The sequence below is a fragment of the Desulfogranum marinum genome, from assembly GCF_016918565.1.
GTDB lineage: Bacteria > Desulfobacterota > Desulfobulbia > Desulfobulbales > Desulfobulbaceae > Desulfogranum > Desulfogranum marinum.
The window spans coordinates 74,259-100,739 of sequence record NZ_JAFFQD010000002.1 but is presented as its reverse complement, the minus strand read 5'-3'; the positions used below and the strand labels follow the sequence as shown (position 1 = coordinate 100,739).

Sequence of the window (26,481 nt, the reverse complement as noted above, 5' to 3'; positions counted from 1 at the left end):
TCCCCTGTGATAAAACTCAAGTCAGGCCCTTTTGAATAAGTTGGCCAACATACTCGGCAGCCTCAGGATAGGGTATGGCTGCAGTTGTTCCGTCCTTACGGATAAGGACCTCGACCTCACCATTTTTTTCATAGGTCTTGCCTACTGTCACTCGGAAAGGGATACCTATTAGATCTGCATCCTTGAACTTAGAACCAGGTCTTTCATCACGATCATCGTACAAGACATCATATCCCTGCTGTTTGAGGTTAAGATACAGGTCTTCGGCTGCTTTGCAAGTCCCCTCATTCTTGAGACTGAGGTTAAGGACAATTACCTGAAAGGGAGCCATGGGAACAGGAAAGATAATCCCATTCCGGTCATGATTTTGTTCTATGGCTGCAGCTACGACACGACTAACTCCGATACCGTAACACCCCATCACAAAATGCTGTTCACCTCCTTCGTTATCCTGGAAGGTGGCGTTCATGGATTCGGAGTACCCCGTACCCAGCTTAAAAATATGGCCGACCTCTATTCCTTCGGTCAATCCCAAAGCACCCCCGCAAAGCGGACAATTATCCTCGGTGGTTATCTGGCGAAGGTCGCCTACAATATCAGGGGTAAAATCACGCCCGGGGACCACCCCTTGCAAGTGATGTCCTTTTTCATTGGCACCCGTCACACAGCTTGCCATTCCCATAATCTCATGATCAGCCACCACCTTCATCTCCAGTCCAACCGGCCCAAGATAGCCGGCAGGCAATTTAGTCCGCGACCAGACCTCTTCTTCGGCAACCGGTTCCACGTCGTCGGCATCTAACAGATTTTTCAATTTAACGCTCTGTACCACTCGATCTCCCCTTACAAGGGCTGCAACCACCACGTCATCGGCAAGGTAAAACATTGTTTTCACAATATCCTTGGCACTAATTTGCAATAGTTCAGCTACACGATCGACTTTCTTGGTTCCAGGAGTTGCTACTTTTTCCATCTGGGGAAGATCTTGGACAATGACGGCTTCTTCTGCAGGCGGGGCAATGGCTGCCTTTTCCACATTGGCCGCATAGCTGCATGACTTGCAGGTGACCAGCGTATCCTCACCGGTATCTGCCAGGACCATAAATTCATGGGAATAAGACCCCCCGATGGAACCTGAATCTGCCTCCACAGCCCGAAAATCGAGGCCGCACCGCTCAAAGACGCGGTAGTAAGCATCACGCATGATTTCATAACTTTTACTGGCCGCGTCATCATCCACATCAAAAGAATAGGCGTCCTTCATTACAAATTCACGGCCCCGCATCAAACCGAATCGGGGTCTGATTTCGTCCCTGAATTTTGTCTGAATCTGATACAAATTCACCGGGAGTTGTTTATACGAGTGCAGCTCTTTGCGGGCAATATCAGTAACGACTTCCTCGTGGGTGGGACCAAGGCAGTAATCCCGCGCATGGCGATCCTGAAAGCGGAGCAATTCGGGCCCATATTTTTTCCATCGGCCGGATTCCTTCCATAAATCACCGGGCTGGACCATGGGCATCAGTATTTCCTGTGCTCCAGCATTGTTCATCTCCTGGCGAACAATTTCAGTTACCTTCTGGAGAACAAGGAGCCCCAGCGGCAAATACGTATACATTCCTGAGGTTAATTTACGGATAAAGCCCCCGCGTAACAGTAACTGGTGGCTGACGACTTCAGCTTCAGCAGGTGTTTCCTTGGTTGTGGGCAATAACAGTTGTGAATATCTCATGGATTGTTCTCCGGACTAGGTGGTGTTCAAGCAACAAATATAAAAATTCTTTTTGGGTCAGGAACCAGTTCAACCTTGTTTTTGTTTTCGTTCCTGTTCCATTTTATCAAGCTCTTCTAAAAAGACAGGGAGTAGTTCTTTTTCCGGTAATTTCTTTAAAATTTCGCCTTTTTTAAAAATGATACCTACCCCATTTCCACCGGCAATGCCGATATCAGCTTCTTTTGCTTCCCCCGGTCCGTTGACCACACATCCCATCACAGCAACCTTCAGGTTACTCTCCATGGTCTGCAGGTGCTGCTCTACTTTTTCGGCAAGACTGAACAAATCTATCCGGGTACGGCCACAGGTTGGACAAGAGATCATTTCCGGACCTCGTTCACGGATACGGAGCGAACGAAGCAGTTCGTAACCGACCTTGATTTCTTCAATCGGATCACGGGTTAATGACACGCGAAAGGTATCACCAATACCATCGTAAAAAAGAATCCCTAAGGCAACACTTGATTTCACGGTCCCGGGTATTAAACCTCCTGCCTCTGTCACTCCAACATGTAACGGGTAGTCAGTGACGGCAGCAAGCTGCTGGTAACCAGCGATAGTTGTCAAGGTATCTGATGATTTTATGGAAATTTTCAGATCAAAAAAACGATGTTTTTCCAGAAGAGCGACATTTCTCAATGCGCTCTGAATAAGGGCATCAGGTTTTTCCGGGGTCGGGTATCCGTATTGCTGGAGAAGATCTTTTTCAATGGAGCCTGAATTAACTCCTACCCTGATGGAAACCCCATGCAATTTAGCGGCATCGACAACCCTGGCTAATTTGTCTTCCCCTCCCAAGTTGCCGGGATTAATTCGGATAGCCTGAGCACCGTGCTCAAGTGCCTCGACAGCCAGCCGGGAATCAAAATGGATATCTGCAATCAAAGGAATGGCAATCCGCGAACGAATTTCGGTAATAGCGCGGGCAGCATCGACATCAGGAACTGCCACTCGTATCAGCTCACAACCGACATCTTGCAAACGGTGAATCTGCTCTACGGTTGACTCCACGTCAGCGGTGTCTGTATTGGTCATCGACTGGACCACGATGGGCGCGTCACCACCAATGGCAACATTACCAACATGTATCTGACGAGTTTTTTTACGGATAATCATAGGGTACAGCCTTTTAACTAAAGGGGCTCAATGGTTGCCGGTTTTCTTTTTTTGGGTATTTATTTCCGCCTCTGACGCACGAGTATACAATGGGGTCAGCGTATCTGGAGGAGGAATATCACCTTTTTGAAGCTGTTCGGCCCCGAGAAACCCAATGAATGAGGCTCTCGGCTGTATACATGTATCAGGCAACACTTCCACCATAGGTTTGGAGAGAAATAGATCCTGATACGGTTTTCCCCCCGGCCCCCCTAAAACAGTGGGCTGGTCAATCCGCAACATCAGTTCCTCGGGCGTCAAGGCCTCGATTGCCCCTTGTCGTTGCATGCTTCGTGTCATGGAATCATACCTGTAAAAAGCGCTATAAACTTGTCCCTTCCGTGCATCAAGAACACAGCAGACCTGTTTGGTCGTTTCCATACACTGCACCGCGAGTCCATCCAGTGAGGCAACTCCAAGTACCGGGATATCAGCGGCCATCGCTATCCCTTTAGCAGCAGCCATACCTATGCGAAGCCCGGTAAAGGAACCTGGTCCGTAACTGACGGCTACGGCGTCGAGTTGGTCCCAAGTGACCTCTGCAGTCACCATTATCTGCTGTATACTTCCCAGTAAGCGTCTTGAATGGGTAATATCAGGACGATGGGTACACTCGGTTACCAGACGGCCTTCATAGATATTCCCGGATGTTAAAGCAACACTGCCACATCCGGTGGCTGTTTCGATGGAAAGAATCAGGGAGCCAGCCAACGTTGCACGATCCTTGCTATGTCATTATAAAATACAAAAACCATCAACGTTCCCAACAGAGCAATCCCTATTTTCTGACTGATTTCCATGGTGCGGTCATCGAGTGGTTTGCGACGAATCCCTTCCAGGGTTAAAAAAACCAAATGTCCCCCATCTAAAACAGGTATAGGCAGTAGATTCAATATCCCAAGATTAACACTGAGTAACCCCATAAAATAAGCAAGATTCATCCAACCCGCTTCCAGTTGCTGGCCTGCAATTTCGGCAATACGAATAGGGCCGCCAAGTTCACTGGCAGGAATAATGCGCTGGATCATTTTCACGATCCCCATAACGGTTAAATAGGATAAGTTCCAGGTCTGTACGAATGCCGCTTTACCGGATTCGAGCAAGGAAACATCCGTATATTCGAGTATCTCGTCACGGACAATGCCAAGCATATACCGCTGACCGACTTCCTCGCCAAACAAATTTTTTACCTGTTGCATTGCAGGTTGGGCGGAAATGGTCAGCTGTTCTCCTTCGCGGTTCACGACAAGGGTCACCGGATTGCCACCACTGGCTTTAATTAACTCAGATACATCCATCCATGATTGAACCTGTCGGCTATTGATTGAAACGATATCGTCCCCCGGTTGCAGCCCTGCTTTTTCTGCTGCAGAGTCAACCGAAACCTCGCCTATCACCGTTGTGTCAACCGATTCCGGTAACCCGATAAAGTTAAACATGCAAAAAAAGAGGAAAACAGCAAACAACAGGTTAAACAACGGCCCTCCGAAAACAATGCAGAATCGTTGCCAGACAGGTTTATGAGCAAATGAACGGTGCTGTTCTTGATTGTTAACAGTGTCCCCGACATGTTCACCATACATTTTCACGTACCCGCCTAGAGGAAAAGCGCTGATAAGGTATTCTGTTTCCCCCCAGGTACGGCTCACCACCTTGGAGCCAAACCCCAGAGAAAACTTTAATACCTTGACCCCAAATGCCTTTGCAATAAGGAAATGACCGAGTTCATGAACAAAAATGAGGATACCTAGAACAAGTATAAGAGAAAACAGGGAGTTCATATGGAAAAATGTGTGTAATAATAAGTACTGAAAATCAGCAGCTACAGATGCGATCGATTGCATCCAAAGCTATCTGGCGAGCTTCATGGTCGGCGGCGAGAATTGCATCGAGATTCATGTCATCTCCAGAGGCAGCCTCTTGAAGGGCAATGGCCACAACCTTGGTAATAGCAGTAAATCCAATACGTCCATCAAGGAATGCATCTACGGCAACCTCATTGGCGGCATTGAGTACTGCTGGTTGCACCCCTCCTGCTGCGAGGGCATCATAGGCCATCTGCAGGGCAGGAAAACGGCCACCATCAGGTGCTTCAAAGGTTAACTTGCCGCACTGGATGAGGTCCAGTTGGGAGAGTTTGAGATCTAAGCGTTCCGGATAAGACAAAGCATAGGCAATAGGAATCTGCATATCAGGGATACCTAGTTGTGCAACCACAGAACCATCCAGATATTCAACCAGTGAGTGAACCACTGACTGTGGGTGCACAACGACCTCTATCTGGTCCGGGGTGACATCAAACAGCCAGCGTGCTTCAATTACCTCCAGCCCCTTGTTCATAAGTGTCGCAGAATCTATGGAAATCTTTCGTCCCATGTCCCAGTTGGGATGGGATAATGCCTGATCCGGGGTGACCTTATGCAATTTGTCTTTTTCAAGGAGCCTGAAGGGACCGCCGGAGGCGGTTAAAAGGAGCTTTTTAACATCTTGTTTTCTCCCGGCTTCAAGTGCTTGAAAGATGGCACTGTGCTCGGAATCAATGGGAAAAAGCCGAACGCCCGCTTCTTTTGCCCGCTGCATGATGAGACTGCCGGCCATAACCAGAGTTTCCTTGTTGGCAAGCCCAATATCTTTACCTGCTTCGATAGCGGCAAGCGCAGGCAAGAGCCCGACACTTCCAACCACTGCAGAGACTAGCATATCTACGCAATCAAGAGCTGCGGCAACACAGTTGCCGGCATTACCACTCATAATCCGTCCCTGAAAATCTGCAGGCAAAAGGGCTGTCAGATCGTCAACAAGCCCCTCTTTGCCGATACACACCAGCTCCGGCTGGAATTCACGAACCTGTTCGGCAAGGAGGTGAATATTGCTGCCGGCTGTTAGTGCAGCTATACGGTATTGCTCAGGAAAACGACGAGCTACGGCAAGTACGTTTTTACCGATCGACCCGGTCGATCCCAAGAGAGATATTGTTTTCATCCCAGTAACCCCCACCAGACGAAATAAAAAAGTACCGGACCGGCGAACAAAAGACTGTCAATACGATCCAAAAAACCACCATGACCTGCCAAAATAGTACCTGAGTCTTTGACGTGAAAGGATCGCTTGATGGCGGATTCAGCCAAGTCACCGATCATGCCGATAACAATAAGCACAGCAGCAGCAGGGAGAAGGCGACTTAACTGGAGTTGAAGCGGTAAGAGGAGCATAATGAGCACAGCTACTCCTGTACCGATACTCAAACCACCTATGGCACCGGCAATGGTTTTTTTGGGGCTGACTGTGGGGAGAAGTTTTTTCTTACCAAAAGTCTTGCCTACATAATAGGCACCTGTATCCGACCCGGCCGTTAGTGCAAGCAAAAGTATAAGCCAGGATGCGCCATGTTCGACGCCACTGAGAAGGGAAAGGTGAGCTAGCAATGCAGAGACATAAAAAGTACCGAAAAATACGGTGCTCAAGTACGTATACACGTTATCAAAGTGAGTGTATTTTTTAAGGACAATAAGCACTGTACCTATAAGGCTGGCAACAACCCCTGCTAAAACATATTCGATAGCACCGAAAAAAGAACAACCGACAGGAACAAGAGCGACCAAAATGGTAAGGCAAAGGGTAGGACCTTTGAGCCAAGGGCATGTCATTCGAAAAAATTCAAGCAGACCGCAAGCCGCAACCAGCACAAAGATGGTCTGAATAAGAAGTACAGATCCCCAAGCGAGCAAAGCCAGGCAGCAAGCAGCCATCAAGACGCCGGGAAGGACTCGACTCATTTCTGATTCCCCAAATCCAGTTGCGCTCCGGTTTTACCAAACCTTCGCTGCCTTTGGTTAAAAACATCTATGGCTTCGAGGAGTTGCTCTTTTTTGAATTCCGGCCATTTCAAATCAGTGAAATAAAGCTCAGCATACGATGCCTGCCATAACAAAAAGTTGGAGAGTCTACACTCGCCACCAGTTCGAATAACCAGATCCGGGTCCACTTGTCCGGCGGTATACAGATGGTCCGAGAGAACCTGTTCATTGATCTCCTCTGGAAGCAAATCGCCGTCAACACATTTCCCTGCGAGTTGCCGGATGGCATGAATAAGTTCCATTCTACCGCCATAGCTCAAAGCAAGATTCAGGTTCATCGTCTGACAGGAGGCTGTTGATTCTACAGTCTGTTGCAATACCTCACGTACTTCTCGAGGGAGACGCTCCTGTTGGCCCAGGCAACGCAATCGAATATCGTTGGAGAGCATGTTCTTAAGCTCTCCAATTAGATATGTTTTCAAAAGAAGCATCAATCCTGAGACTTCACTTTGCGGCCTATTCCAGTTTTCTGTAGAAAACGCATACAGGGTGAGATATTCGACGCCAAGCTCCCGGCAGGCTTCGACAATTTCTCTCACTGAGTCAACGCCGGCTTTATGGCCAAAAAGACGGGGGCGATTACGCTGCTCAGCCCACCTGCCGTTGCCGTCCATGATGATGGCAATGTGGCGTGGTACCAGGTTCGATTTTGATGAAGTAGTCACTTTTAAAATTTCAGGATGGAATTAGACTTCCATAACCTCTTTCTCTTTACCGCTGACGATTTTATCGACTTCTTTAATAAAATCATCGGTTGCCTTTTGCGCATCATCCTGAAGACGAAACATATCATCTTCAGATATCTCTTTTTCTTTTTTCATCTTTTTTAAAGAGTCATTGGCTTCGCGGCGTACATTACGGATGGCCACCTTAAACTCCTCACCAATTTTTTTGACTTGCTTTACCAGCTCTTTACGACGTTCTTCAGTAAGAGGCGGAATATTAAGGCGGATAACATTGCCGTCATTGGCCGGCGTCAATCCTAAATCAGAGGCAAGAATTGCTTTTTCGATGGCAGGCAACATTTGCGGATCCCACGGTTTGATGGCAATCATACTTGATTCTGGAATGGTGAGTGTACCGACCTGATCCATTGGCATTTGCGAACCGTAGGCATCAACTTTAACCCCGTCAAGCAATGCTAAAGACGCTCTTCCGGTTCTAATCTTAACCAGTTCACGCTTAAAGGCATCAATGCTTGCTTCCATCTTAGAATTCATTTGTTGTATAATATCACTGGCCATGAGAGACGCTCCTCAGTGTTTATTAATATCTAAAAATCTTACTATTCAGCTTACCCATAAATGAGCTTAATGATTACTATGGTTATCGTTCGAGATCGAGGTATATCTGATTAATAATCACAGGCATATAATAGCTGTTTCAGGGATTATTATTCAGTATACCGAAGAAATTGGACAAAATGACCGTACATCAACAGGCTCATACATCATGAGCAGATAACTATACAGCATTATGCACTAATCAGGCTACCAATTCCTTCGGCGCCAAGCGCTGCCTTTGTAATATTATCACTTTCCTTCATATTAAATACAAGGATCGGCAGTTCGTTATCTCTTGCCAGGGAAATACCGGCAGCATCAAGGACCTTGAGATCATCACGAAGGACTTTATTATAGCTCAGAGTTGTATACCTCTGTGCATCGGGATAAACTTCGGGGTCTTTATCGTAGACACCGTCAACCCTTGTTGCCTTCATAATGACATCCGCTTTAATTTCTAGAGCACGGAGAACAGCGGCAGTGTCTGTGGTAAAATATGGGTTACCGGTACCTGCTGCAAAAATAACCACTCGGTTATTACCAAGATGATCAAGCGCCTTCACTCTTTCATAGGGTTCACACACATTAAGCATGGTTATGGCAGACATAACTTTACACGGTATACCTACGGTCTCAAGACCATCTTGGACAGCAAGGGAATTTATCACCGTCCCTAGCATACCCATATTATCTGCTGAGCCTCGGTCCATGCCCTTAGCAGCCCCTGCTACCCCTCTAAAAATATTACCTGCACCGATAACCATGGCAATTTCAATTCCGTGGTCGTGCACTTTTTTTATTTCAGATGACAAAAATCGAATCACCTCTGTACTGATACCATAGGAATTATCTCCCATGAGGGCCTCACCGCTTATTTTCAAGAGTATTCTCTTAAATGTCATGTTATCGACCTACTTTGATGTTGAAGAGAGGAAATACTGATACGGAATGTCTTGCCACGGATTGACACTACAGGCATTCACTACATAAGCCTGCCAATGGGGAGTGAAAGGGTTCAGGAAAACCGGGTTAACGGTTTTCCTGAAACGTATAACAGCAATGGAGAAGAGTGTTACGCTCCGATCTGAAAACGAGCAATATTTTTAACAGAAATATTTTCGCCCATCTTAGCAATCAATTCATTAAGTTTATCCTGGACGGTCAAGTCAGGATCCTTTACAAATTTTTGTTCTAACAGACAAATTTCAGAAAGATATTTTTCAATTTTACCGGTAACGATTTTTTCAACAATCTGTTCAGGTTTACCCGAATCGAGTGCTTGTTTTGTATAGATGTCTTTTTCACGATCAATCAGTTCTTGAGGTACTTCTTCTCTACTGATAGAAACCGGATTAACAGCTGCGACATGCATAGCAATATCTTTGGCAAAATTTCTAAAATCATCGGTTTTAGCGACGAAGTCGGTTTCGCACCCTACCTCAATCATAACACCAAGTTTACCTCCACCGTGGATGTATGCTTCAATAACACCCTCTGAGGTCGCACGATCAGCACGTTTTGCAGCAACGGCTAAGCCTTTTTGACGAAGCAGGTCAACCGCTTTTTCCATATCGCCTTCAGTCTCGCCTAGAGCTTTTTTGCAATCCATCATCCCGGCATTGGTCTTGTCACGAAGCTCTTTGACCATTTGGCTTGTAATCTTCACTTTAGCATCTCCTAATATCTATCTTTCAACCGCATAGCAAAAATGTTGCGGGTATACATAATGTTCGACTGGACAACAATAAGGCCGTAAAAAAGCCTTATTGAATTGTATTAAAACAGGCAAAGGCCTGAAAATTATTCGGCTGCTGGTGAATCCTGAGAAGGTGCGGATTCGGCAGCTTGCTCTACGGCGTCAACTGTCATCGCAGCTTCAAGTTCATCATTGCTGACAGGTGTTTCTTCGCCGCGACGTTCTTTACCTTCTAAGATAGCTTGACTGATAGTTGAAGTCATAAGTTTAATGGCACGGATAGCATCATCATTGCCTGGAATAACATAATCAACGCCATCGGGATTACAGTTGGTATCGGTGAGAGCAACTACAGGTATGCCCAGTTTCTGAGCCTCATTAACTGCAATATCCTCTTTATTAGGATCGATGATAAAGAGGACATCAGGCAAACTCCGCATGTTTTTAATACCACCAATATTCCTGTCGAGCTTGACTCTTTCTTTCTCCATTTGCAGGATTTCTTTTTTGGGGAACCGGTTAATAGAACCGTCTTCCTGCATGCTTTCGATTTTTTTGAGCCTATCAACAGAATTCTTAATGGTTTGAAAGTTGGTCATCATGCCACCCAGCCAACGGTGGTTGACAAAGTACATGCCACTGCGTTGTGCTTCTTCCTTGATAATGGACTGTCCCTGACGCTTGGTGCAAACAAAGAGTACCGAACCACCGTCAGCTACAACATCTGCAATATAGCTATAGGCCTTGCGGAACATTTTCATTGTTACATCAAGATTTACAATATAAATGCCGTTACGAGGACCGTAGATATACGGTTTCATTTTAGGATTCCATCGCCTGGTCTGATGACCAAAATGAAGTCCTGCTTCCAGCATCTGCCGCATTGTAATTTGTGCCATAATAAATCTCCTGGTTTTATGGTTATTCCTCCATTCCTGAGCCAAATCTCACTTGTGTGAAACACCATGTGGCGAGCGGAATGTGTGTGTTAAGCCACCGCTGATTGCAGTGGCATGTATCAAACAAAGCTGATTACTCTATCATACATCAGTAAAAAATCAAGAAACCTTTTGCAGGTATCAGGAAGAAAAAAATAGTGTGAAAAATTATTTTGGAACAAGGGTTGGTTTCCGACCAAGATAAAACTGTAGCCATTGGAATCCAAATTTAAGGAGCGCTGAATCATCTTTCTTTATACGATTACGCACCACTTTATCTACTCTAAACTGCTGCACCAACCTGTGTTGTTCTACGTATGATCGAAAATCATCGATATTATAGCAGGCCATGAATGCCAATTGCTGCAAAGGTCCTGCTTCCCCTTCGCCACGCCAAGGATTAGAGGCGAAAAAAGCATCAACTTCCGCCCAAAGTTCATTAAACAAATTGAACTCGTACAAACCTTGATCACGTTCCCATTTTTTAATGGTATAGGTTTTTTGTTCGAAATGACCTTTGCAATAAGGGTGATGAGTCATAAAATAATGAACTTTAAGCCTTGTGGTATCATTCAATTGTTCAACAGCTCTTTCAAGAGGGTAGGTACGACAGGCTGACGGTCGGTCCCGGTACACAGTGCACCCTTCATTGGATAAAAATGGACAAGGCAACCCTTCTGCCGAAGCCATATTCAACATAACCCCTGGAAAAAAAGGATGACTACCTTCCCCTATACGTGTGTATTGACGGAGGAATTGAGCGGAATGCAGATTTAAATGTTGCTTAAGACGAAGTACGTCGTAAGGAAATAAATAAATTTCGGCATTATGGCAGCATTTTAAATAGCAACTTACGCCAGGATGGCAATGAAAAGTAAAGGGCCCTTTGTCTACAAGGGTGCGCCCTTCCAGGAGCATATCAGGTGGATTTGCTTGCCCCATGACTATACCTCAAATAAATAACAAAAAAAAAGCTGGTATGATTTCTCATACCAGCTTTTGTATTCAACAATCACAATCTATCAATCGTCTGAAGTTTCGCCTTCAAGACTTTCCTGATAATTGACGAGTTCAATAATCGCCATGGGCGCGGCATCACCGGCGCGGGTACCAGTGCGGATAATTCGAGTATACCCACCCTGCCTATCCATGTATTGCTCAGACAGTTCGTTAAAAAGTTTATTCACAACTTCATCAGAGCGTATATAGGCAAGAGCTTGTCGCCTTGCATGAAGGTCGCCCCGTTTGCCTAAAGTAATCATTTTATCGGCTACCCGACGTGCTTCTTTAGCTTTGGGTACGGTTGTTACGATCCGCTCATGTTCCAATAAGGAGGTAACCATATTACGAAGCATTGCTTTTCGATGTGCGGTTGTACGATTAAGCTTACGACCTGCTTTTCTATGTCTCATTATCCTGTCCTTCTACGTGGTGTAAGGCTGCAAACTATACGTGTGAGAACGAGTATTACTAGTCTATATTCTCTTCACGCTTTTCGGGTGAAATCCATCCCTCATGCTTCATCCCGAGTGTCAATTCATGTTCAGAAAGAAGTGCCTTAATTTCATTGAGTGATTTACGCCCGAAGTTCTTAGTTTTGAGCATTTCTGCATCGGTTTTTTGAACCAACTGGCCGATATACTGGATCTGTGCGTTCTTAAGACAGTTCGCAGATCTGACAGAAAGTTCCAAATCTTCAACATTTTTATCAAGAAAAGGTGGATAGCTGACATTGTCGTCATCGCTATCCTGTCTGTCTGGAGCCTTTGCCTTTTCTTCATTGAAGTTAATGAATATGGCCATTTGCTCTTTCAGTATTTTAGAGGCAAAGGCCAGTGCATCTTCAGGAGGCACACTTCCGTCTGTTTCTATCTCTAGAGTCAAACGGTCATAATCAGTTTTTTGGCCGACACGTGCTTGACTTACAACGTATTGTACACGCACGATTGGTGAAAACATCGAGTCAATAGGAATAACTCCTATTGGCTGATCTTCTTTTTTATTCAGCTCAGCAGGTACGTACCCTTTACCCCATTTAACTTCAAGTTCGGCACGGAACGTTATATCACTAGTAACCGTACATATCACCTGGTCTGGGTTCATTACATCAACATTTGGTGCTCCGTTGATATCACCTGCAGTTACAGTTCCAGGGCCACTTTTCTCAACGACAACTGTCTGACCTTGAGGAACATTAAGTTTTAAGCGAACCTGTTTCAGATTAAGAATAATCTCTGCGACATCTTCATGAATCCCATTAATACTAGTGAATTCGTGCAGGGCATTATCTATCTTAATTGAAGTAATTGCAGCCCCCCTGATGGAGGAAAGCATAATTCTCCGCAGAGAATTCCCTATTGTTGTCGCAAAACCACGCTCAAACGGCTGACAAATAAATTTGCCATACTGCTCAGTGTGCGTTTCATCGTTAACTTCAAGACGCTCAGGAGTAATAAGGTCGTGCCAGTTTTTATAAAAGGGATTAGTATCCCGTAGTTCCTGTGCCATGTTTACCTGATGCTAATGGTTATTTAGAGTAGAGTTCGACTATCAGTTGTTCCTGAATAGGCATGGTAATCTCTTCTCTATTGGGCATAGCTTTAACGGTGCCTTGCATTTTTGGCTGATCAATTTCAAGCCAGCTGGGCACACCGCGGCGAACCGCACCCTCAAGGTTATCAACAATCAGCTCATTTTTACGGCTTTTTTCTTTCAAGGAAATCACATCACCAGGTGTAACCTGAAATGAAGGAATATTAACCTTTTTACCATTAATGAGAAAATGATTGTGCCGAACCAACTGGCGAGCCTGATTGCGGGAACTGGCAAAACCAATCCTATACAATGTATTGTCTAACCGCCTTTCAAGCATAATCAGCAGATTTTCACCGGTGACGCCTTTGGCCCTGTCAGCACGTTGAAAATATCGCTTGAACTGATCTTCAAGCATACCGTACATTTGCTTGACTTTCTGCTTTTCCCTAAGCTGGATAGCGTAGTCAGATGATTTCCTAAACCTATTCTGCCCATGCTGTCCTGGGGGAAATGCACGTCTTTCAAATGCACATTTATCAGAGTAGCACCGATCACCTTTTAAAAATAACTTTAGGTTTTCACGCCTGCACATCCTGCAGGAAGCGCCTGTGTATCTAGCCAAGATTTACCTCCGTTATATATACTGTATCACTATTGGACACAGCCTGGAGCCTTACGGCCCTATTCTATTATACTCTTCTCCGCTTGGGCGGTTTACAGCCATTATGCGGCAGCGGGGTTACATCTACTATGCGAGTTACATCAAGCTCAAGTGTCGTCAACGCTCGCAGTGCAGCTTCACGCCCAGGTCCGGGACCTTTAACCCGTACTTCAACCTTTCTCAAACCATGTTCTTTTGCTTTTCCTATCGCATCATTAAGAGCGTTTTGCGCAGCAAATGGAGTAGACTTACGAGATCCCTTGAAACCGATAACACCGGCAGTGGACCAAGCAAACGCATTACCCTGCCTGTCTGTGACAGTAATAATGGTGTTGTTAAAAGTTGAATAAATGAAGATTATACCTTCAGAAATATTTTTTTTCTCACGGCGTTTAGATTTTCCTGCCGCTTTACTGGCTTTTGCCATAATAACTCCGTAAACTCTCTGGTTAGAGCAGCCTGATCATCATCAGCAGCTATTTTTTCCGAACTGCAGCGCCACGCTTAGGACCTTTACGAGTGCGTGCATTGGTTTTTGTTCTCTGCCCACGGCACGGTAATCCTCTTCGATGCCTTCGGCCTCGATAAGCACCAAGATCCATGAGACGCTTAATATCCATAGATATTTCACGCCGCCGGTCACCCTCTACAACGTGGTCACTCTCAATAATTTTCCTGATCCTAGTAACATCATCGCCACTGAGGTCGTCACTGTTCATCTGATAAGGTAAATCAGCCTTATCAAGAATCTGGCGGGCTGAGGTCAAGCCAATCCCATAAATATAGGTTAAGGCTCGATCCATATGTTTATTGCGTGGTAAATCCACTCCAGCTATACGTGCCAAGACATTTCTCCCTGTTTAAGTCTCACTCTTACCGCGAGTTTAACCTTGCCGCTGTTTATGCTTCTTATTTTTACAGTTAACTCTTACGACTCCTTTACGTTTCAGAATCTTACAGCTACTGCACATTTTCTTAACTGATGATCGTACTTTCATAGCCTTAACCTGACATCTATTAAAAGTTTATCTTTTTGCTTTGCCGCCTTTTGCCCGAAAGGTGACCCTGCCTCTAGTCAAATCATATGGAGACAATTCAACTGTAACACGGTCGCCAGGTAATATTTTAATGTAATGCATCCGCATTTTACCGGAAATATGAGCAAGTACCTTATGCCCATTATCTAGTTCAACACGAAACATTGCATTGGGCAACGGTTCTATGATTGTTCCTTCTACTTCAATGGCCTCTTCTTTTGCCATACCTATCCACTCTCAGTAATGTGGCCGAAAAGATTTGTTATATATCTAAAACTACAGTTTTAATCAACTCTTTTCTTGCCTTTTGTTAAAAAATCAGTAAGCGGTGACTAGTAACATGCCGACAGGCTTTAATCCAATGTGCTCAGGATGAGGGGCCCGTTATCTGTGACGGCAACGGTATGTTCAAAGTGAGCGGATGGTTTCGAGTCTTCAGTTACAACAGTCCATTGGTCACGAAGAATTCTAACCTTTTCAGTACCCATATTCACCATGGGCTCAATCGCGAGCACCATGCCGGCGAGAAGCCTTGGTGAAGGCATTTTCTGTACATAATTGGGAATTTCCGGGGCCTCGTGCAATTCGCTTCCGATACCATGACCAACAAACTGACGAACAACAGAAAATCCGTTCGCCTCAGCATACGTTTGTACAGCCCTTGAAATATCAGAGATTCTATTGCCGACGAGGACCTGTTCAATACCCTTGTTTAAAGCAACCTTGGTGACTTCAAGCAACCGATCTAATTCAGGGGATATATTGCCAACGGGTAATGTAACGGCCGAATCGCCATAGAACCCCTTGTAATACGATCCAAAATCTACGGATATAATATCACCTTCTTTGAGAGTCACCTTTTGGGAAGGTATACCATGAACAACTTGTTCATTGACTGAGGCGCATAAACTGCAAGGAAAACCACGATACCCCTTAAAAGCAGGAGTTGCACCATGATCGAGGCAGTATTCCTCAGAAATTTTGTCGAGATAGTTCGTGGTAACTCCAGGGACGACCTCTTTTCTTAACATGGCCAATACACCAGCAACAATCTGGTTGGCCTGCTTCATGATTTGAAGTTCCTCTGGAGTTTTAACAGAGATCCGTTTTTTGGTACTTTGCCGGCTCAAAGACTATACCTCAACGTCTGCCTTTAATTCGACCAGCTTTCATGAAACCGTCATAATTGCGCATCACCATATGTGATTCTATTTGCGAAATAGTATCGATAGCAACACCCACTACAATCAATAGTGCTGTTCCACCAAAATAGAAAGGAACGTTAAACTTACTGATTAAAATGGTAGGCATGACACAAACAGCGCTTAGATAAATAGCACCCACCACAGTTAGCCGAGTCAATACCTTATCGATAAAATCAGCGGTCCGTTTACCAGGTCGAATTCCAGGAATAAAGCCACCGTTCTTTTTTAAATTCTCAGCAACGTCATCCGGTTTAAAAGTAACAGCTGTATAGAAAAAGCAAAAGAAGACAACCATTGCTACAAAAAGAACATAATAATATATTGTTCCCGGCGAAAGAGCGGCAGATATGCGCTGTACCCAATCAATCTGAATAAACGACCCGATGGTAGCGGGAAACATCATGATAGAAGAGGCAAAGATCGGAGGTATAACTCCGGACACATTTATCTTTAGCGGTAAATGAGAAGCCTGACCACCATAGACTCTTCTTCCAACAACCCGCTTTGCGTATTGAATGGGTATTCGACGTTGAGCGGTTTCTACAAAGATGATAAACGCAATGATAAAAAACATCGCAATGAGAATAAGTGGAACGAAAATAATGGCAAGCTCACCTGCTTTTATCAATTGGATGGTATTCCCTACGGCAGCAGGACCACGAGCAACAATACCTGCAAAGATAATTAATGATATGCCGTTACCAATACCACGTTCTGTCATTTGCTCACCTAACCACATAATAAATGCGGTCCCGGAAGTAAGTGTGAGCACAGTCATCAATTTAAACTGAATACCTGGATCAATAACAATGGCAGCTCCACCAGGTCCACTCATTCCCTCTAAACCTGAAGCAATGAAGAATCCCTGGATAACAGAAAGTACAACCGTACCATAGCGTGTGTATTGAGTGATCTTGCGACGACCTGCTTCCCCCTCTTTCGAGAGCGATTCCAACTGTGGGATGACGACAGTCAACAATTGGATAATGATCGAAGCCGAAATATACGGCATAATGCCAAGAGCAAATATCGAGAAATTCTCAAGTGCACCTCCTGAAAACATGTTAAACATGCCAAAGAGTGTACTTGCATTCTGTTCAAAAAAAGCACCTAAAGCTTCCCCGTTAATTCCAGGTGTGGGGATCTGGACACCCATACGATAGACAAAAAGCATAAAGAGAGTGAATAACACTCTCTTTCGCAATTCAGGGATGGTGGCAGCGCTGGCAAGACCGCTCATTCATTTACTCCTTTACAGAACCACCTGCATCAGTGATTTTTTGAGCTGCACCCTTACTGACCTTATCAACATCAACGGTAACCGCTTTGGTTATCTGGCCGTTAGCGAGCACTTTAACCTGATTATTGCCGTCTACTAAACCTGCATCAACAAGCGCTTGCTTGTCAACCACTGTCCCAGCATCAAATGAATCAAGGTCAGACAGGGAGACGATACTATATTCAGTTTTAAAAATATTGGTGAAACCGCGTTTTGGTAGTCTGCGGTGCAACGGCATCTGTCCGCCTTCAAATCCAGGGGCTAAGCTATAACCTGATCTTGAACGAGCACCTTTATGACCACGACCTGAAGTCTTACCAAGTCCACTTCCGTGACCGCGACCGACGCGTTTCTTATTTTTTCTCGAACCTTCGTTCGGGCTGAGATTGTTCAACTTCAGCATTATCTATTCCTCCACTCTGACCAGATGCCTGACCTTATTGATCATGCCCCGGATTTCAGGAGTGTCTTTCCTGGTAACGGTTTTGTGCATTTTAATCAAACCAAGTCCAACGAGGGTAGCCCGAATTTTCTTGGTACTGCCTATTCCGCTTTTGACCTGTGTCAATGTAATGGTATCACTCATAATTAATGACCTATAAATCGTGAGGTCTTACGCGACCATATCTTCTTTTTTCAAACCACGCAACTTGGCAATCTGTTCTGCTGAGCGCAGTTGACGAAGACCATCTATAGTTGCCTTCGCAAGATTGTGTGGGTTGTTGGAACCAAGACATTTGGTGAGAATATTGTTGACACCCGCAGCTTCCAAAACCGCTCGCACAGCACCACCGGCAATTACTCCGGTACCATCACCAGCAGGCTTCAACATAACACTCCCAGACTTAAACTTCCCAATGATGTCATGGGGAATTGAAACATCTGTGAGGGCAACGCTTTGCATATCTTTGCGTGCTTTGTCAATACCCTTGCGAATAGCTTCTGGTACCTGGTTTGCTTTTCCAAGACCGTAACCAACTTTACCTTTACCGTCGCCAACGACAACAATGGCACTAAAGCTAAAACGCCGACCACCTTTAACAACCTTTGCTACTCGGTTGATAAAAACTATTTTTTCAATGAGCTCTTCTTGGTTACTCTCTTTAGCTCTCTTAAAATCAGCCAAGAAACACCCCCGTAGGAATTATTGTTCGATTTAAAATCGGTAATTTAAAACTTAAGCCCGCCTTCACGTGCACCTTCCGATAACGCTTTAACACGGCCATGGTAAATGTAACCACCTCGATCGAAAACAACCTGCTCGATACCGGCAGCTTTAGCTTTTTCAGCAACCATGAGTCCAACTTTTTTTGCTTTCTCACATTTTCCTTTTAAATCAGCAGCGTCGAATTCTTTGTTTTCAGTAGACGCAGAAACGAGAGTAGCTTTTTTGAGATCGTCAATTATCTGCACATAAATATGTTTGTTAGAACGGAAAACACGCATACGTGGTTTTTCACTGGTACCTAACATGTTTTTTCGGATACGACGTACCCGTTTATAACGTGCAGTAACTTTTGGGTTTGTTTTAGCCATGATGTTACTCTTTCAGTTAACTATTTATTTGGCTGCACCAGCTTTACCAACTTTACGTACAATTCGCTCATCAACGTAACGAATACCTTTTCCTTTATAAGGCTCAGGTTTTCTAATAGCACGAATTTTGGCAGCAGTAAGACCAACAAGCTCTTTATCGATACCGGATAGGGAAATTTTGTTATCCTTGTCTACTTCTGCACTAATTCCTTCCGGCAGTTGAAATTCAACCGGATTTGAAAAGCCCACATTTAATGTCAGCGTGCTTTTGGCTAGGTTAGCCCGGTAACCAACGCCTTCTACTATCAGTACTTTTACAAAACCTTTATCAACGCCTTCAACCATGTTGCTAACAAGCGACCTAGTCATACCCCAAAAGGCCATAACTCTTTTGCTTGTTCCTTTTGGTGTGAAAAGCAGTTGATTACCTTCTTCAGTACACGAAATCTCAGGCCGCAGGTCTCTTTCCAACGAGCCTTTTGGGCCAGTAACCTTGACGTGTGTACCTTTGATATCAACCTTAACCCCATTTGGAACGGGGACTGGCTGTTTTCCGATTCTGGACATCGTAAACTCCTAGTCGTCAGAATTTGCAGTTACCAGACTTCACAGAGTAATTCACCACCAATACCGCGAGCTCTTGCTTCACGATCAGTGATTACACCCTGAGAGGTGGAGAGGATACCAACACCTAAACCGGTCATAACCATAGGTATATGATCGTTTTTCTTGTATTGGCGCAGCCCAGGTTTACTGACTCTCTTAATACCGGTAATAACTTGTTCATTATTTTGCCCGTACTTGAGGTCAATTTTCAGGGTGCCTTGAACCCCCTGCTCAAGAATATGAAAATCAATGATATAACCTTCTTGCTTGAGCACTTTGGCGACATTTACTTTAAGCTTTGACAGTGGCATTTCCACAGATTCGAAACGTGCTTTTACTCCGTTTCTAATGCGGGTCAGCATATCTGCCAACGGATCACTCATAGACATTGTTTTTTTCCTCTTTTAAAAAGCGTATACTCGGCAGCCGTTGTGTAACCGAAGACTATTGTAATGTTTAACAGTCACCGCCTTGATGCTGCTACCAACTAGATTTAGTAACACCAGTGATTTCGCCCTTTGAAGCGAGTTTCCGAAAACACAATCTACAAACGCCGAATTTTCTCAAAAAAGCTCTTGGGCGCCCACATAACGGACATCTGTTGTAAGAACGCACCTTAAATTTAGGTTTGCGTTTTGCCTTGGCAATGAGTGATTTTTTTGCCACTGCATCCTCCTGAAGAAATTTATTTTTTTAAAAACTGAGGGTATATGGCCCGATTACTTCTTCTTAAACGGCATTCCCATAGCAGATAAGAGGGCCCGCCCTTGCTCATTGTTCTTTGCTGATGTGACAATAGTGATGTTCAAACCACGAATCTTCTCTATTTTGTCATAATCAATCTCAGGGAATATGATATGCTCAGTAATCCCCATTGAATAATTACCCCTACCATCAAAGCCCTTTGGTGATATCCCTCGAAAGTCACGAACTCGAGGAAGAGCGATGTTAATAAGTTTGGACAAGAAATCATACATTTTATCACTACGCAAAGTTACTCGAGCACCAATTGGCATTCCTTCGCGAAGTTTAAATGTAGCTATGGATTTCTTAGCTTTTGTAATAACAGCTTTCTGTCCAGCTATCAGAGTAAGTTCATTGGCAGCTTTTTCCACTGATTTAGGGTTCTGAACTCCCTCACCAATCCCCATATTGAGTACAACTTTTTCAATTTTAGGGATTTCCATTACACTCTGGAAATCAAATTCACTTTGTAAGTGGGGCTTGATTTCAGTGTTATATTGTTCCTTAAGTGTTCCCATCATGTACTCCGTAATCAGTGAGAATCCTTACGATTTAGCGTTTTCAAGTGTTGCCTGACAACTCTTGCAAAAACGAACCTTGGTACCATCTTCCAAGAATTGTTTGCCTGTACGAACTGTTTCGGTACACTCAGGGCAGACGATCATTACATTTGAGATATGGATCGACGCTTCTCGTTCTATGATTTGGCCTGGTTGTGTCGCATCAGTTGCCTTTTGATGTTTCTTGATCATATTGATTCTTTCGACAACAACCCGATTTTTCTCTCGGTCGACACGGAGAATCTTACCAACTCTCCCTTTGTCCTTACCAGCAATAACTTCTACCTGATCGTTTACTTTAAGACTTGTTTGTCCCTGACGCATTGTTATTTCCTCGTTTCCCTCTTTCTCTCGTTAACCTTAGAGCTCTGTCTTTACAGAACTTCAGGGGCAAGGGAGATTATCTTCATAAATCCCAGCGAACGTAACTCGCGGGCAACTGGACCGAAGATACGGGTTCCGATAGGCTCCCCATTACCACTCAAGAGGACGGCTGCGTTCTCATCGAATTTAACAGTGGTATCTTCCGGTCTTTGAAGTTCTTTCTTTGTACGCACGATAACTGCGTCTAAAACATCACCTTTTTTCACCTTCGCATGGGGAATGGCTTCCTTAACTGTGACAACAATAATGTCCCCAATGCTGGCGTAACGCCTCCGTGTCCCTCCAAGCACTCTTATACATAGTACCTTTCTTGCACCGGAGTTGTCGGCAACATTTAACATGGTTTCGGTTTGAATCATAGTTCCACCTGAAATGCAAATTATTAACAGCTGCTTACGATCACTTATAAAGCACCTGATCAAACAGAGCGTTCAATGATTGACCGGACAAGCCAGCGTTTATTTTTGGACAATGGACGACATTCTTCGATAAGGACTACGTCGCCAATATTACACTGATTGGCAGCATCATGTGCCATGTATTTTATCTGACGACGGATATATTTACCGTACATCTTGTGTCGCACTTTTCTTTCAACAAGTACCACGACACTTTTATCCATCTTGTTACTAACCACGGAACCCTGGCGGGTCTTTTTTGTTGTAGCTGTCATCGCTTTAATCCTGTAGGCTTTTGCGCTCTCTTCTGAATTGTTCTATGACCTATTGTTTTTCTGCAATCACAGTCAAAACGCGTGCGATATCTTTTTTCAGTTGCGCGAGTCTTGCAGGATTTTCCAGTCGCCTGATACCATGCTGGAATTTGAGCTTAAACAGGTCTTCACGGAAGTCCTGTTCTTTTTTTCCAAGGTCCTCAAGACTCAATTCTCGTAGATCTTTTATTTTCATACTGTTTCCCTCTTAAGAACGACTTTAGTCGGGAACGGAAGTTTATAACTTGCTAATTTCAAGGCTTCAACAGCAAGATCTTCGGGAATACCTTTCAGTTCGTAAAGAACTTTACCGGGTCGTATGGTAGCTACCCAATATTCTGGGGAACCTTTACCTTTTCCCATTCGTGTTTCCGCCGGTTTTTTGGTAATCGGTTTGTCCGGGAACACGCGGATCCAGAGTTTTCCACCACGTTTGATTTTCCTGTTAATGGTAATACGTGCGGCTTCGATATGCTGAGCAGTCATTCTGCCACAGCCAACAGCCTTTAGCGCGTAATCTCCAAAGGAGATATCTGATCCGCGCTGTGCTTTACCGCGCATTCTACCTTTATGCTGTTTTCTATGTTTTACTTTGCGTGGACTTAACATTTTATTTTACCTGCACATAGGGTTATGCTTACACATTTTCTCGAACGATGGCTTATACCAATTACGGAGAGTTTACTTGCCTGCTTCCATTTCATTGTCAGCCAATACTTCGCCTTTGAAAATCCAGACTTTTACCCCTATTATGCCGTAAGTGGTCTTCGCTTCAGCAGTTCCGTAATCGATATCCGCCCGAAGGGTGTGCAGTGGCACTCGGCCCTCTTTAAACCATTCGGTACGTGACATCTCGGCACCACCAAGTCGTCCTGAACAGGAAATCTTTATACCCTGTACTCCAAAACGCAACGCAGAATTAATGGATTTTTTCATGGCGCGACGAAAGGCGATGCGTCTTTCTAGTTGCATAGCAATGTTTTCTGCAACAAGCTGTGCATCAGCTTCTGGACGGCGAACCTCTTGGATGTCGATCAGACAAGGTCTCCCGAACTTTTGCTCCAGATCCTTTTTCAAACTTTCAATTTCCGATCCTTTCTTTCCAATTACAATTCCTGGACGGGCAGTGAAAAGTTTTACTTTAATTTTTTCTCCGGTGCGCTCAATAACAATACGGGCAATTCCGGCATGATATAAACGTTTTTTAAGATATTTGCGAATAAGCTGATCCTGGTGCAGGTTATTCGCATAATCTTTATCCGCATACCAGATAGATTCCCATGAGCGGGTTATATTTAACCGCAAACCAATGGGATTGACTTTTTGACCCAAGGTGATCCTCCGTTCCCTCTATCTTTAATCTCTATGTATCCTATTACCGTTTATCAGGTCTCTTCGACCACTACGGTAATATGACTTGTCCTTTTCAATATACGAGTTGCTCGGCCCTGCGCTCTAGGACGGAATCTCTTAAGCATAGGTCCACCATTAATTTGAATCTCTTTAACAAAAAGAGTGTCAACATCAATAGCATCATTTTGATCAGCATTGGCCACTGCAGACTCAACAACTTTACGTATAATACGAGCAGCCTTTTTCGGCATAAACCGCAATGTAGTGATGGCTGTATCAACATCCATGCCACGAACCACGTCTGCAACAAGTCGTGCTTTTTGCGGTGAAATACGTATGTACTTAGCGACGGCTTTTGTTTCCATCGATTAACTCCTTCGCGCTTTCTTAAAAAATGGACCTTTTCTAGCGTCCTTTTCTGTCCGCGGCGTGACCATAGTAAGTTCTTGTCGGAGAGAATTCTCCAAGCTTATGACCAACCATATTTTCAGTGACATAAACCGGAATGAACTTTTTACCATTGTGTACAGCAAAAGTCAGTCCGACCATCTCCGGTATAATATCCGACCTTCTTGACCAAGTCTTTATGACTTTACGAGATCCACTTTCCTGCGCGTTTTCAACCTTTTTCATCAGGTGATCGTCAACAAAAGGACCTTTTTTTATGGAACGAGCCATATCCAAATTCTCCTGTTATTACTTACGTTTGGTGACTATATCTCGATCGGAGGCTTTTTTCTTGCGGGTCTTGAATCCTTTAGTTGGAACACCCCAAGGCGAGACTGGGTGCCGACCGCCGGAACTCTTCCCTTCGCCACCTCCCATTGGATGGTCTACCGGGTTCATAGCAACACCACGAACCGAAGGTCTTTTTCCTTTCCATCTGTTACGACCGGCTTTGCCTAACTTCTGACTGCTATACTCAGAGTTACCTACCTGGCCGATGCAAGCTCTGCAATCTTTGTGGAATCTGCGAACCTCTCCGGAAGGCAACTTAACTAATACCTGGTGGCCGTCTTTAGCCATTAACTGAGCGGCAGTACCAGCAGATCGAACTAGTTGGGCCCCCTTACCGATCTTCATTTCAATATTATGTATGATCGTTCCCAAGGGGATATTGATCAGTGGCATGCAGTTCCCTGGCTTGATATCAGAATCTGCTCCAGCGGTAACAGTATCACCGACAGCGATACCATTAGGTGCAAGAATATAAGTTTTTTCACCATCTGCGTATATCAGCAAAGCTAAGTGAGCTGACCGATTCGGATCATACTCTATAGCTGCTACTTTGGCAGGAATATTAACTTTATTTCTTTTCCAATCAATTACCCTGTACTTCCTTTTATGCCCCCCACCCTTGTGCCTCGAGGTGATGCGACCATATGAGTTACGTCCGCCTGTCTTTTTTAAAGGACGCAGGAGACTCTTTTCAGGTTCTTTATCAGAAAGATACTCCTGCTTTACAGAAACGTAGTGACGTTTTCCGGGTGATGTCGGTTTATGGGTTTTTATTGCCATTGTATTTCCCGTAATCGTATATCTTCAGGTGTAAACCGATTTGTTCAATTGGTTTAAAGCTCTTCTAGAAAATTAATCTCGCCCTCAGAAAGGGTAACATAAGCTTTTTTCCAATCGTTCGTCTTACCAATTGACTTCAGACCGACTCGTTTTTTCTTACCACGCATGTTAGCAGTTTTAACTTCTGCAACTTTTACATTAAACAGCTCTTCAACGGCCTGCTTAATCTCAATTTTATTTGCACGTGGATCTACCTTAAACGCGACAGTACCTTGAGTCTCTTGAAGAATGTTGCTTTTTTCAGTGAGGCATGGGCCTTTAATTACATTAAAAATCACTTTCATACCATTAACCTCTCTTCCAGCTTTTCAATACAACTCTGGACCAACATGAGTTTGGGGTATTTAAGGATATCGAATACGTTAAGGCCAGCTACCGGCAATATCTTATAACCAACCGCATTACCTGCGGATTTACTAACTACAGTATCAACATCACCGGTGACCACCAAACAATTATCAAACTCGAAATTGTCCATTACCTTGACGAACTCTTTGGTTTTAATTTCTTCAAGACCAAAATCGTCAATAACTACAAGATTACCTTCACCAAACCTGGCACTTAATGCCATGCGAAGTGCTAACTTTTTAACTTTCTTCGGTAGGCTGTAGCTGAAATCTCGAGGTTTTGGGCCAAAGACAGTTCCGCCGCCTCTCCAAACAGGGGAATTTTTCGTCCCTGCTCTAGCGCGCCCGGTCCCTTTCTGTCTCCATGGTTTAGCACCACCACCCCTCAACTCTCCGCGAGTCTTTGTGCTGGCAGTACCATTTCTTTTATTCGCACGCTGCATGCATACAATATCATGCAGAATACATTCTTTTACTTCAACACCAAACAGGTCGTCTTTGAGTTCAACTTCGCCAACTTTCTCTGCAAGGTTATTTGCGACATCACAAACTGCCATGATTATCTCCTTGTGAGCATCCCTGGTAAATTATGCTTTGGTAAAGATGCTGAGCAAACCGTTTTTTGCTCCGGGAACAGGGCCCTTCACGAGCACAACGTTGTCTTCTTCCCGCACATCGATCACTTTAAAATTTTTCTGGGTAACAAGCTCGTCTCCCATGTGCCCTGGGAGTTTTTTACCTTTTACAACACGAGCCGGCCAGGCACTGCAACCAATAGAACCAGGCGCCCGGTGAAAACCAGAACCGTGTGAAGCTTTACCACCGGCAAACCCATGTCGTTTCATGACACCTTGAAATCCGCGGCCTTTTGACTTGCCTGAGATATCAACTTGGTCACCAACTTTAAGCACTTCCTTTGCGGTAAATTCCTGCCCCACTTCATACGCATCCGGGTCTACTACCCTGAACTCGCGAATATGGTAAAAGCCTTTACCACCTGATCGCTTTGCATGTCCGGTTTCAGGTTTATTAAGCCTGCTTACCTTTTTTTCAACAAAACCAACCTGGATAGCATTATATCCTTCTTTGGCTATGGTTTTTTTCTGTAAAATCGTACAGGGTCCGGCTTCTATAACAGTGACGGGAATGGAGCGACCGTGCTCATCATAAATTCTCGTCATCCCTACTTTCCGGCCCAATATTCCTTTTGTCTTCGGCATTTGTCTACCTGTGTTCAATTA

At 44.4% G+C, this 26,481-nt stretch carries 41 protein-coding genes; all 41 read right to left on the bottom strand.

Annotation, left to right across the window (positions count from 1 at the left end; genetic code table 11):
- Nucleotides 1-16: 16 nt before the first annotated feature.
- The 41 genes from JWH17_RS02340 to rplC all read right to left on the bottom strand — a co-directional run bounded on the left by JWH17_RS02340 (nucleotide 17) and on the right by rplC (nucleotide 26,460).
- Nucleotides 17-1,732 (bottom strand): proline--tRNA ligase, encoded by a 1,716-nt coding sequence (locus JWH17_RS02340; RefSeq protein ID WP_205220946.1) that lies wholly within the window; start codon nucleotides 1,730-1,732, stop codon nucleotides 17-19.
- 69 nt (nucleotides 1,733-1,801) lie between these two features.
- Entirely contained in the window at nucleotides 1,802-2,890 is a 1,089-nt protein-coding gene (gene ispG / locus JWH17_RS02335; RefSeq protein ID WP_205220945.1) for a flavodoxin-dependent (E)-4-hydroxy-3-methylbut-2-enyl-diphosphate synthase, read from the bottom strand.
- Nucleotides 2,891-2,917: 27 nt separating this feature from the next.
- Nucleotides 2,918-3,640, bottom strand: a complete 723-nt coding sequence (gene tsaB, locus JWH17_RS02330) for a tRNA (adenosine(37)-N6)-threonylcarbamoyltransferase complex dimerization subunit type 1 TsaB (RefSeq protein ID WP_205220944.1) — start codon at nucleotides 3,638-3,640, stop codon at nucleotides 2,918-2,920.
- Nucleotides 3,625-4,710 carry an RIP metalloprotease RseP gene (gene rseP / locus JWH17_RS02325; protein WP_205220943.1) on the bottom strand — a complete coding sequence of 362 codons (1,086 nt, stop codon included), beginning with the start codon at nucleotides 4,708-4,710 and terminating at the stop codon, nucleotides 3,625-3,627. The genes tsaB and rseP overlap by 16 nt, the downstream gene beginning before the upstream one ends.
- 34 nt (nucleotides 4,711-4,744) lie before the next feature.
- The gene (locus tag JWH17_RS02320) at nucleotides 4,745-5,911 is read right to left on the bottom strand and encodes a 1-deoxy-D-xylulose-5-phosphate reductoisomerase (RefSeq protein ID WP_205220942.1); all 1,167 of its coding nucleotides are present in this window, start codon (nucleotides 5,909-5,911) and stop codon (nucleotides 4,745-4,747) included.
- Nucleotides 5,908-6,705 (bottom strand): phosphatidate cytidylyltransferase, encoded by a 798-nt coding sequence (locus JWH17_RS02315; RefSeq protein WP_205220941.1) that lies wholly within the window; start codon nucleotides 6,703-6,705, stop codon nucleotides 5,908-5,910. Before JWH17_RS02315 ends, JWH17_RS02320 begins: the two co-directional genes overlap by 4 nt.
- Nucleotides 6,702-7,451 carry an undecaprenyl pyrophosphate synthase gene (gene uppS / locus JWH17_RS02310; protein ID WP_319549943.1) on the bottom strand — a complete coding sequence of 250 codons (750 nt, stop codon included), beginning with the start codon at nucleotides 7,449-7,451 and terminating at the stop codon, nucleotides 6,702-6,704. Before uppS ends, JWH17_RS02315 begins: the two co-directional genes overlap by 4 nt.
- Before the next feature lie 21 nt (nucleotides 7,452-7,472).
- A complete protein-coding gene (gene frr, locus JWH17_RS02305; protein ID WP_205220940.1) occupies nucleotides 7,473-8,030 on the bottom strand; it encodes a ribosome recycling factor in 558 nt (185 codons plus the stop codon).
- Nucleotides 8,031-8,260: 230 nt separating this feature from the next.
- Entirely contained in the window at nucleotides 8,261-8,971 is a 711-nt protein-coding gene (gene pyrH / locus JWH17_RS02300) for a UMP kinase (protein ID WP_205220939.1), read from the bottom strand.
- Between the two features lie 170 nt (nucleotides 8,972-9,141).
- Nucleotides 9,142-9,735: a translation elongation factor Ts gene (gene tsf, locus JWH17_RS02295; RefSeq protein ID WP_205220938.1), complete on the bottom strand. Its 594-nt coding sequence runs from the start codon at nucleotides 9,733-9,735 to the stop codon at nucleotides 9,142-9,144.
- Between the two features lie 134 nt (nucleotides 9,736-9,869).
- Nucleotides 9,870-10,664, bottom strand: a complete 795-nt coding sequence (gene rpsB, locus JWH17_RS02290; RefSeq protein ID WP_205220937.1) for a 30S ribosomal protein S2 — start codon at nucleotides 10,662-10,664, stop codon at nucleotides 9,870-9,872.
- A gap of 207 nt (nucleotides 10,665-10,871) precedes the next feature.
- Nucleotides 10,872-11,645 (bottom strand): YkgJ family cysteine cluster protein, encoded by a 774-nt coding sequence (locus JWH17_RS02285; protein ID WP_205220936.1) that lies wholly within the window; start codon nucleotides 11,643-11,645, stop codon nucleotides 10,872-10,874.
- Nucleotides 11,646-11,725: 80 nt separating this feature from the next.
- Nucleotides 11,726-12,115: a 50S ribosomal protein L17 gene (gene rplQ / locus JWH17_RS02280; protein WP_205220935.1), complete on the bottom strand. Its 390-nt coding sequence runs from the start codon at nucleotides 12,113-12,115 to the stop codon at nucleotides 11,726-11,728.
- Nucleotides 12,116-12,173: 58 nt separating this feature from the next.
- The gene (locus JWH17_RS02275; protein WP_205220934.1) at nucleotides 12,174-13,211 is read right to left on the bottom strand and encodes a DNA-directed RNA polymerase subunit alpha; all 1,038 of its coding nucleotides are present in this window, start codon (nucleotides 13,209-13,211) and stop codon (nucleotides 12,174-12,176) included.
- A gap of 19 nt (nucleotides 13,212-13,230) precedes the next feature.
- On the bottom strand, nucleotides 13,231-13,860 hold the full coding sequence (gene rpsD, locus JWH17_RS02270; RefSeq protein WP_205220933.1) for a 30S ribosomal protein S4: 630 nt from the start codon (nucleotides 13,858-13,860) through the stop codon (nucleotides 13,231-13,233).
- A 67-nt stretch (nucleotides 13,861-13,927) separates the two neighbouring features.
- Nucleotides 13,928-14,326, bottom strand: coding sequence for a 30S ribosomal protein S11 (gene rpsK, locus JWH17_RS02265; protein WP_205220932.1), 399 nt, complete (start codon nucleotides 14,324-14,326; stop codon nucleotides 13,928-13,930).
- Between the two features lie 49 nt (nucleotides 14,327-14,375).
- Nucleotides 14,376-14,744, bottom strand: a complete 369-nt coding sequence (rpsM, locus tag JWH17_RS02260) for a 30S ribosomal protein S13 (RefSeq protein WP_205220931.1) — start codon at nucleotides 14,742-14,744, stop codon at nucleotides 14,376-14,378.
- A gap of 39 nt (nucleotides 14,745-14,783) precedes the next feature.
- Nucleotides 14,784-14,897 carry a 50S ribosomal protein L36 gene (rpmJ, locus tag JWH17_RS02255; protein ID WP_205220930.1) on the bottom strand — a complete coding sequence of 38 codons (114 nt, stop codon included), beginning with the start codon at nucleotides 14,895-14,897 and terminating at the stop codon, nucleotides 14,784-14,786.
- A gap of 27 nt (nucleotides 14,898-14,924) precedes the next feature.
- Nucleotides 14,925-15,161, bottom strand: coding sequence for a translation initiation factor IF-1 (gene infA, locus JWH17_RS02250; RefSeq protein WP_205220929.1), 237 nt, complete (start codon nucleotides 15,159-15,161; stop codon nucleotides 14,925-14,927).
- Between the two features lie 128 nt (nucleotides 15,162-15,289).
- The gene (gene map, locus JWH17_RS02245; protein WP_205220928.1) at nucleotides 15,290-16,066 is read right to left on the bottom strand and encodes a type I methionyl aminopeptidase; all 777 of its coding nucleotides are present in this window, start codon (nucleotides 16,064-16,066) and stop codon (nucleotides 15,290-15,292) included.
- 10 nt (nucleotides 16,067-16,076) lie between these two features.
- The gene (gene secY / locus JWH17_RS02240) at nucleotides 16,077-17,381 is read right to left on the bottom strand and encodes a preprotein translocase subunit SecY (RefSeq protein ID WP_205220927.1); all 1,305 of its coding nucleotides are present in this window, start codon (nucleotides 17,379-17,381) and stop codon (nucleotides 16,077-16,079) included.
- Between the two features lie 4 nt (nucleotides 17,382-17,385).
- Nucleotides 17,386-17,820 (bottom strand): 50S ribosomal protein L15, encoded by a 435-nt coding sequence (gene rplO / locus JWH17_RS02235; protein ID WP_205221098.1) that lies wholly within the window; start codon nucleotides 17,818-17,820, stop codon nucleotides 17,386-17,388.
- Nucleotides 17,821-17,826: 6 nt separating this feature from the next.
- Nucleotides 17,827-18,006 carry a 50S ribosomal protein L30 gene (gene rpmD / locus JWH17_RS02230; protein WP_205220926.1) on the bottom strand — a complete coding sequence of 60 codons (180 nt, stop codon included), beginning with the start codon at nucleotides 18,004-18,006 and terminating at the stop codon, nucleotides 17,827-17,829.
- Between the two features lie 27 nt (nucleotides 18,007-18,033).
- Nucleotides 18,034-18,546, bottom strand: a complete 513-nt coding sequence (gene rpsE, locus JWH17_RS02225; protein ID WP_205220925.1) for a 30S ribosomal protein S5 — start codon at nucleotides 18,544-18,546, stop codon at nucleotides 18,034-18,036.
- 44 nt (nucleotides 18,547-18,590) lie between these two features.
- Nucleotides 18,591-18,956, bottom strand: coding sequence for a 50S ribosomal protein L18 (rplR, locus tag JWH17_RS02220; RefSeq protein WP_205220924.1), 366 nt, complete (start codon nucleotides 18,954-18,956; stop codon nucleotides 18,591-18,593).
- Between the two features lie 24 nt (nucleotides 18,957-18,980).
- The gene (gene rplF / locus JWH17_RS02215) at nucleotides 18,981-19,523 is read right to left on the bottom strand and encodes a 50S ribosomal protein L6 (RefSeq protein ID WP_205220923.1); all 543 of its coding nucleotides are present in this window, start codon (nucleotides 19,521-19,523) and stop codon (nucleotides 18,981-18,983) included.
- Between the two features lie 29 nt (nucleotides 19,524-19,552).
- Entirely contained in the window at nucleotides 19,553-19,951 is a 399-nt protein-coding gene (rpsH, locus tag JWH17_RS02210) for a 30S ribosomal protein S8 (RefSeq protein WP_205220922.1), read from the bottom strand.
- 91 nt (nucleotides 19,952-20,042) lie between these two features.
- On the bottom strand, nucleotides 20,043-20,228 hold the full coding sequence (locus JWH17_RS02205; protein WP_205220921.1) for a type Z 30S ribosomal protein S14: 186 nt from the start codon (nucleotides 20,226-20,228) through the stop codon (nucleotides 20,043-20,045).
- Nucleotides 20,229-20,281: 53 nt separating this feature from the next.
- A complete protein-coding gene (gene rplE, locus JWH17_RS02200) occupies nucleotides 20,282-20,824 on the bottom strand; it encodes a 50S ribosomal protein L5 (RefSeq protein ID WP_205221097.1) in 543 nt (180 codons plus the stop codon).
- Between the two features lie 27 nt (nucleotides 20,825-20,851).
- A complete protein-coding gene (rplX, locus tag JWH17_RS02195; RefSeq protein WP_205220920.1) occupies nucleotides 20,852-21,190 on the bottom strand; it encodes a 50S ribosomal protein L24 in 339 nt (112 codons plus the stop codon).
- A gap of 50 nt (nucleotides 21,191-21,240) precedes the next feature.
- Nucleotides 21,241-21,609 carry a 50S ribosomal protein L14 gene (rplN, locus tag JWH17_RS02190; protein WP_205220919.1) on the bottom strand — a complete coding sequence of 123 codons (369 nt, stop codon included), beginning with the start codon at nucleotides 21,607-21,609 and terminating at the stop codon, nucleotides 21,241-21,243.
- A gap of 59 nt (nucleotides 21,610-21,668) precedes the next feature.
- Nucleotides 21,669-21,923: a 30S ribosomal protein S17 gene (rpsQ, locus tag JWH17_RS02185; RefSeq protein WP_205220918.1), complete on the bottom strand. Its 255-nt coding sequence runs from the start codon at nucleotides 21,921-21,923 to the stop codon at nucleotides 21,669-21,671.
- A 49-nt stretch (nucleotides 21,924-21,972) separates the two neighbouring features.
- Nucleotides 21,973-22,158 carry a 50S ribosomal protein L29 gene (gene rpmC / locus JWH17_RS02180; protein ID WP_205220917.1) on the bottom strand — a complete coding sequence of 62 codons (186 nt, stop codon included), beginning with the start codon at nucleotides 22,156-22,158 and terminating at the stop codon, nucleotides 21,973-21,975.
- A complete protein-coding gene (gene rplP / locus JWH17_RS02175) occupies nucleotides 22,155-22,571 on the bottom strand; it encodes a 50S ribosomal protein L16 (RefSeq protein ID WP_205220916.1) in 417 nt (138 codons plus the stop codon). The genes rpmC and rplP overlap by 4 nt, the downstream gene beginning before the upstream one ends.
- Before the next feature lie 72 nt (nucleotides 22,572-22,643).
- Nucleotides 22,644-23,294, bottom strand: coding sequence for a 30S ribosomal protein S3 (gene rpsC / locus JWH17_RS02170; protein ID WP_205220915.1), 651 nt, complete (start codon nucleotides 23,292-23,294; stop codon nucleotides 22,644-22,646).
- A 53-nt stretch (nucleotides 23,295-23,347) separates the two neighbouring features.
- Complete coding sequence (gene rplV / locus JWH17_RS02165) at nucleotides 23,348-23,680, bottom strand: 50S ribosomal protein L22 (RefSeq protein WP_205220914.1); 333 nt, start codon at nucleotides 23,678-23,680, stop codon at nucleotides 23,348-23,350.
- 40 nt (nucleotides 23,681-23,720) lie between these two features.
- A complete protein-coding gene (rpsS, locus tag JWH17_RS02160; RefSeq protein ID WP_205220913.1) occupies nucleotides 23,721-23,993 on the bottom strand; it encodes a 30S ribosomal protein S19 in 273 nt (90 codons plus the stop codon).
- A gap of 18 nt (nucleotides 23,994-24,011) precedes the next feature.
- The gene (rplB, locus tag JWH17_RS02155; RefSeq protein ID WP_205220912.1) at nucleotides 24,012-24,833 is read right to left on the bottom strand and encodes a 50S ribosomal protein L2; all 822 of its coding nucleotides are present in this window, start codon (nucleotides 24,831-24,833) and stop codon (nucleotides 24,012-24,014) included.
- 53 nt (nucleotides 24,834-24,886) lie between these two features.
- Nucleotides 24,887-25,177 carry a 50S ribosomal protein L23 gene (locus JWH17_RS02150; RefSeq protein ID WP_205220911.1) on the bottom strand — a complete coding sequence of 97 codons (291 nt, stop codon included), beginning with the start codon at nucleotides 25,175-25,177 and terminating at the stop codon, nucleotides 24,887-24,889.
- Entirely contained in the window at nucleotides 25,174-25,797 is a 624-nt protein-coding gene (gene rplD / locus JWH17_RS02145) for a 50S ribosomal protein L4 (protein ID WP_205220910.1), read from the bottom strand. The genes JWH17_RS02150 and rplD overlap by 4 nt, the downstream gene beginning before the upstream one ends.
- 30 nt (nucleotides 25,798-25,827) lie before the next feature.
- Nucleotides 25,828-26,460 (bottom strand): 50S ribosomal protein L3, encoded by a 633-nt coding sequence (rplC, locus tag JWH17_RS02140; RefSeq protein ID WP_205220909.1) that lies wholly within the window; start codon nucleotides 26,458-26,460, stop codon nucleotides 25,828-25,830.
- Nucleotides 26,461-26,481: the final 21 nt, after the last annotated feature.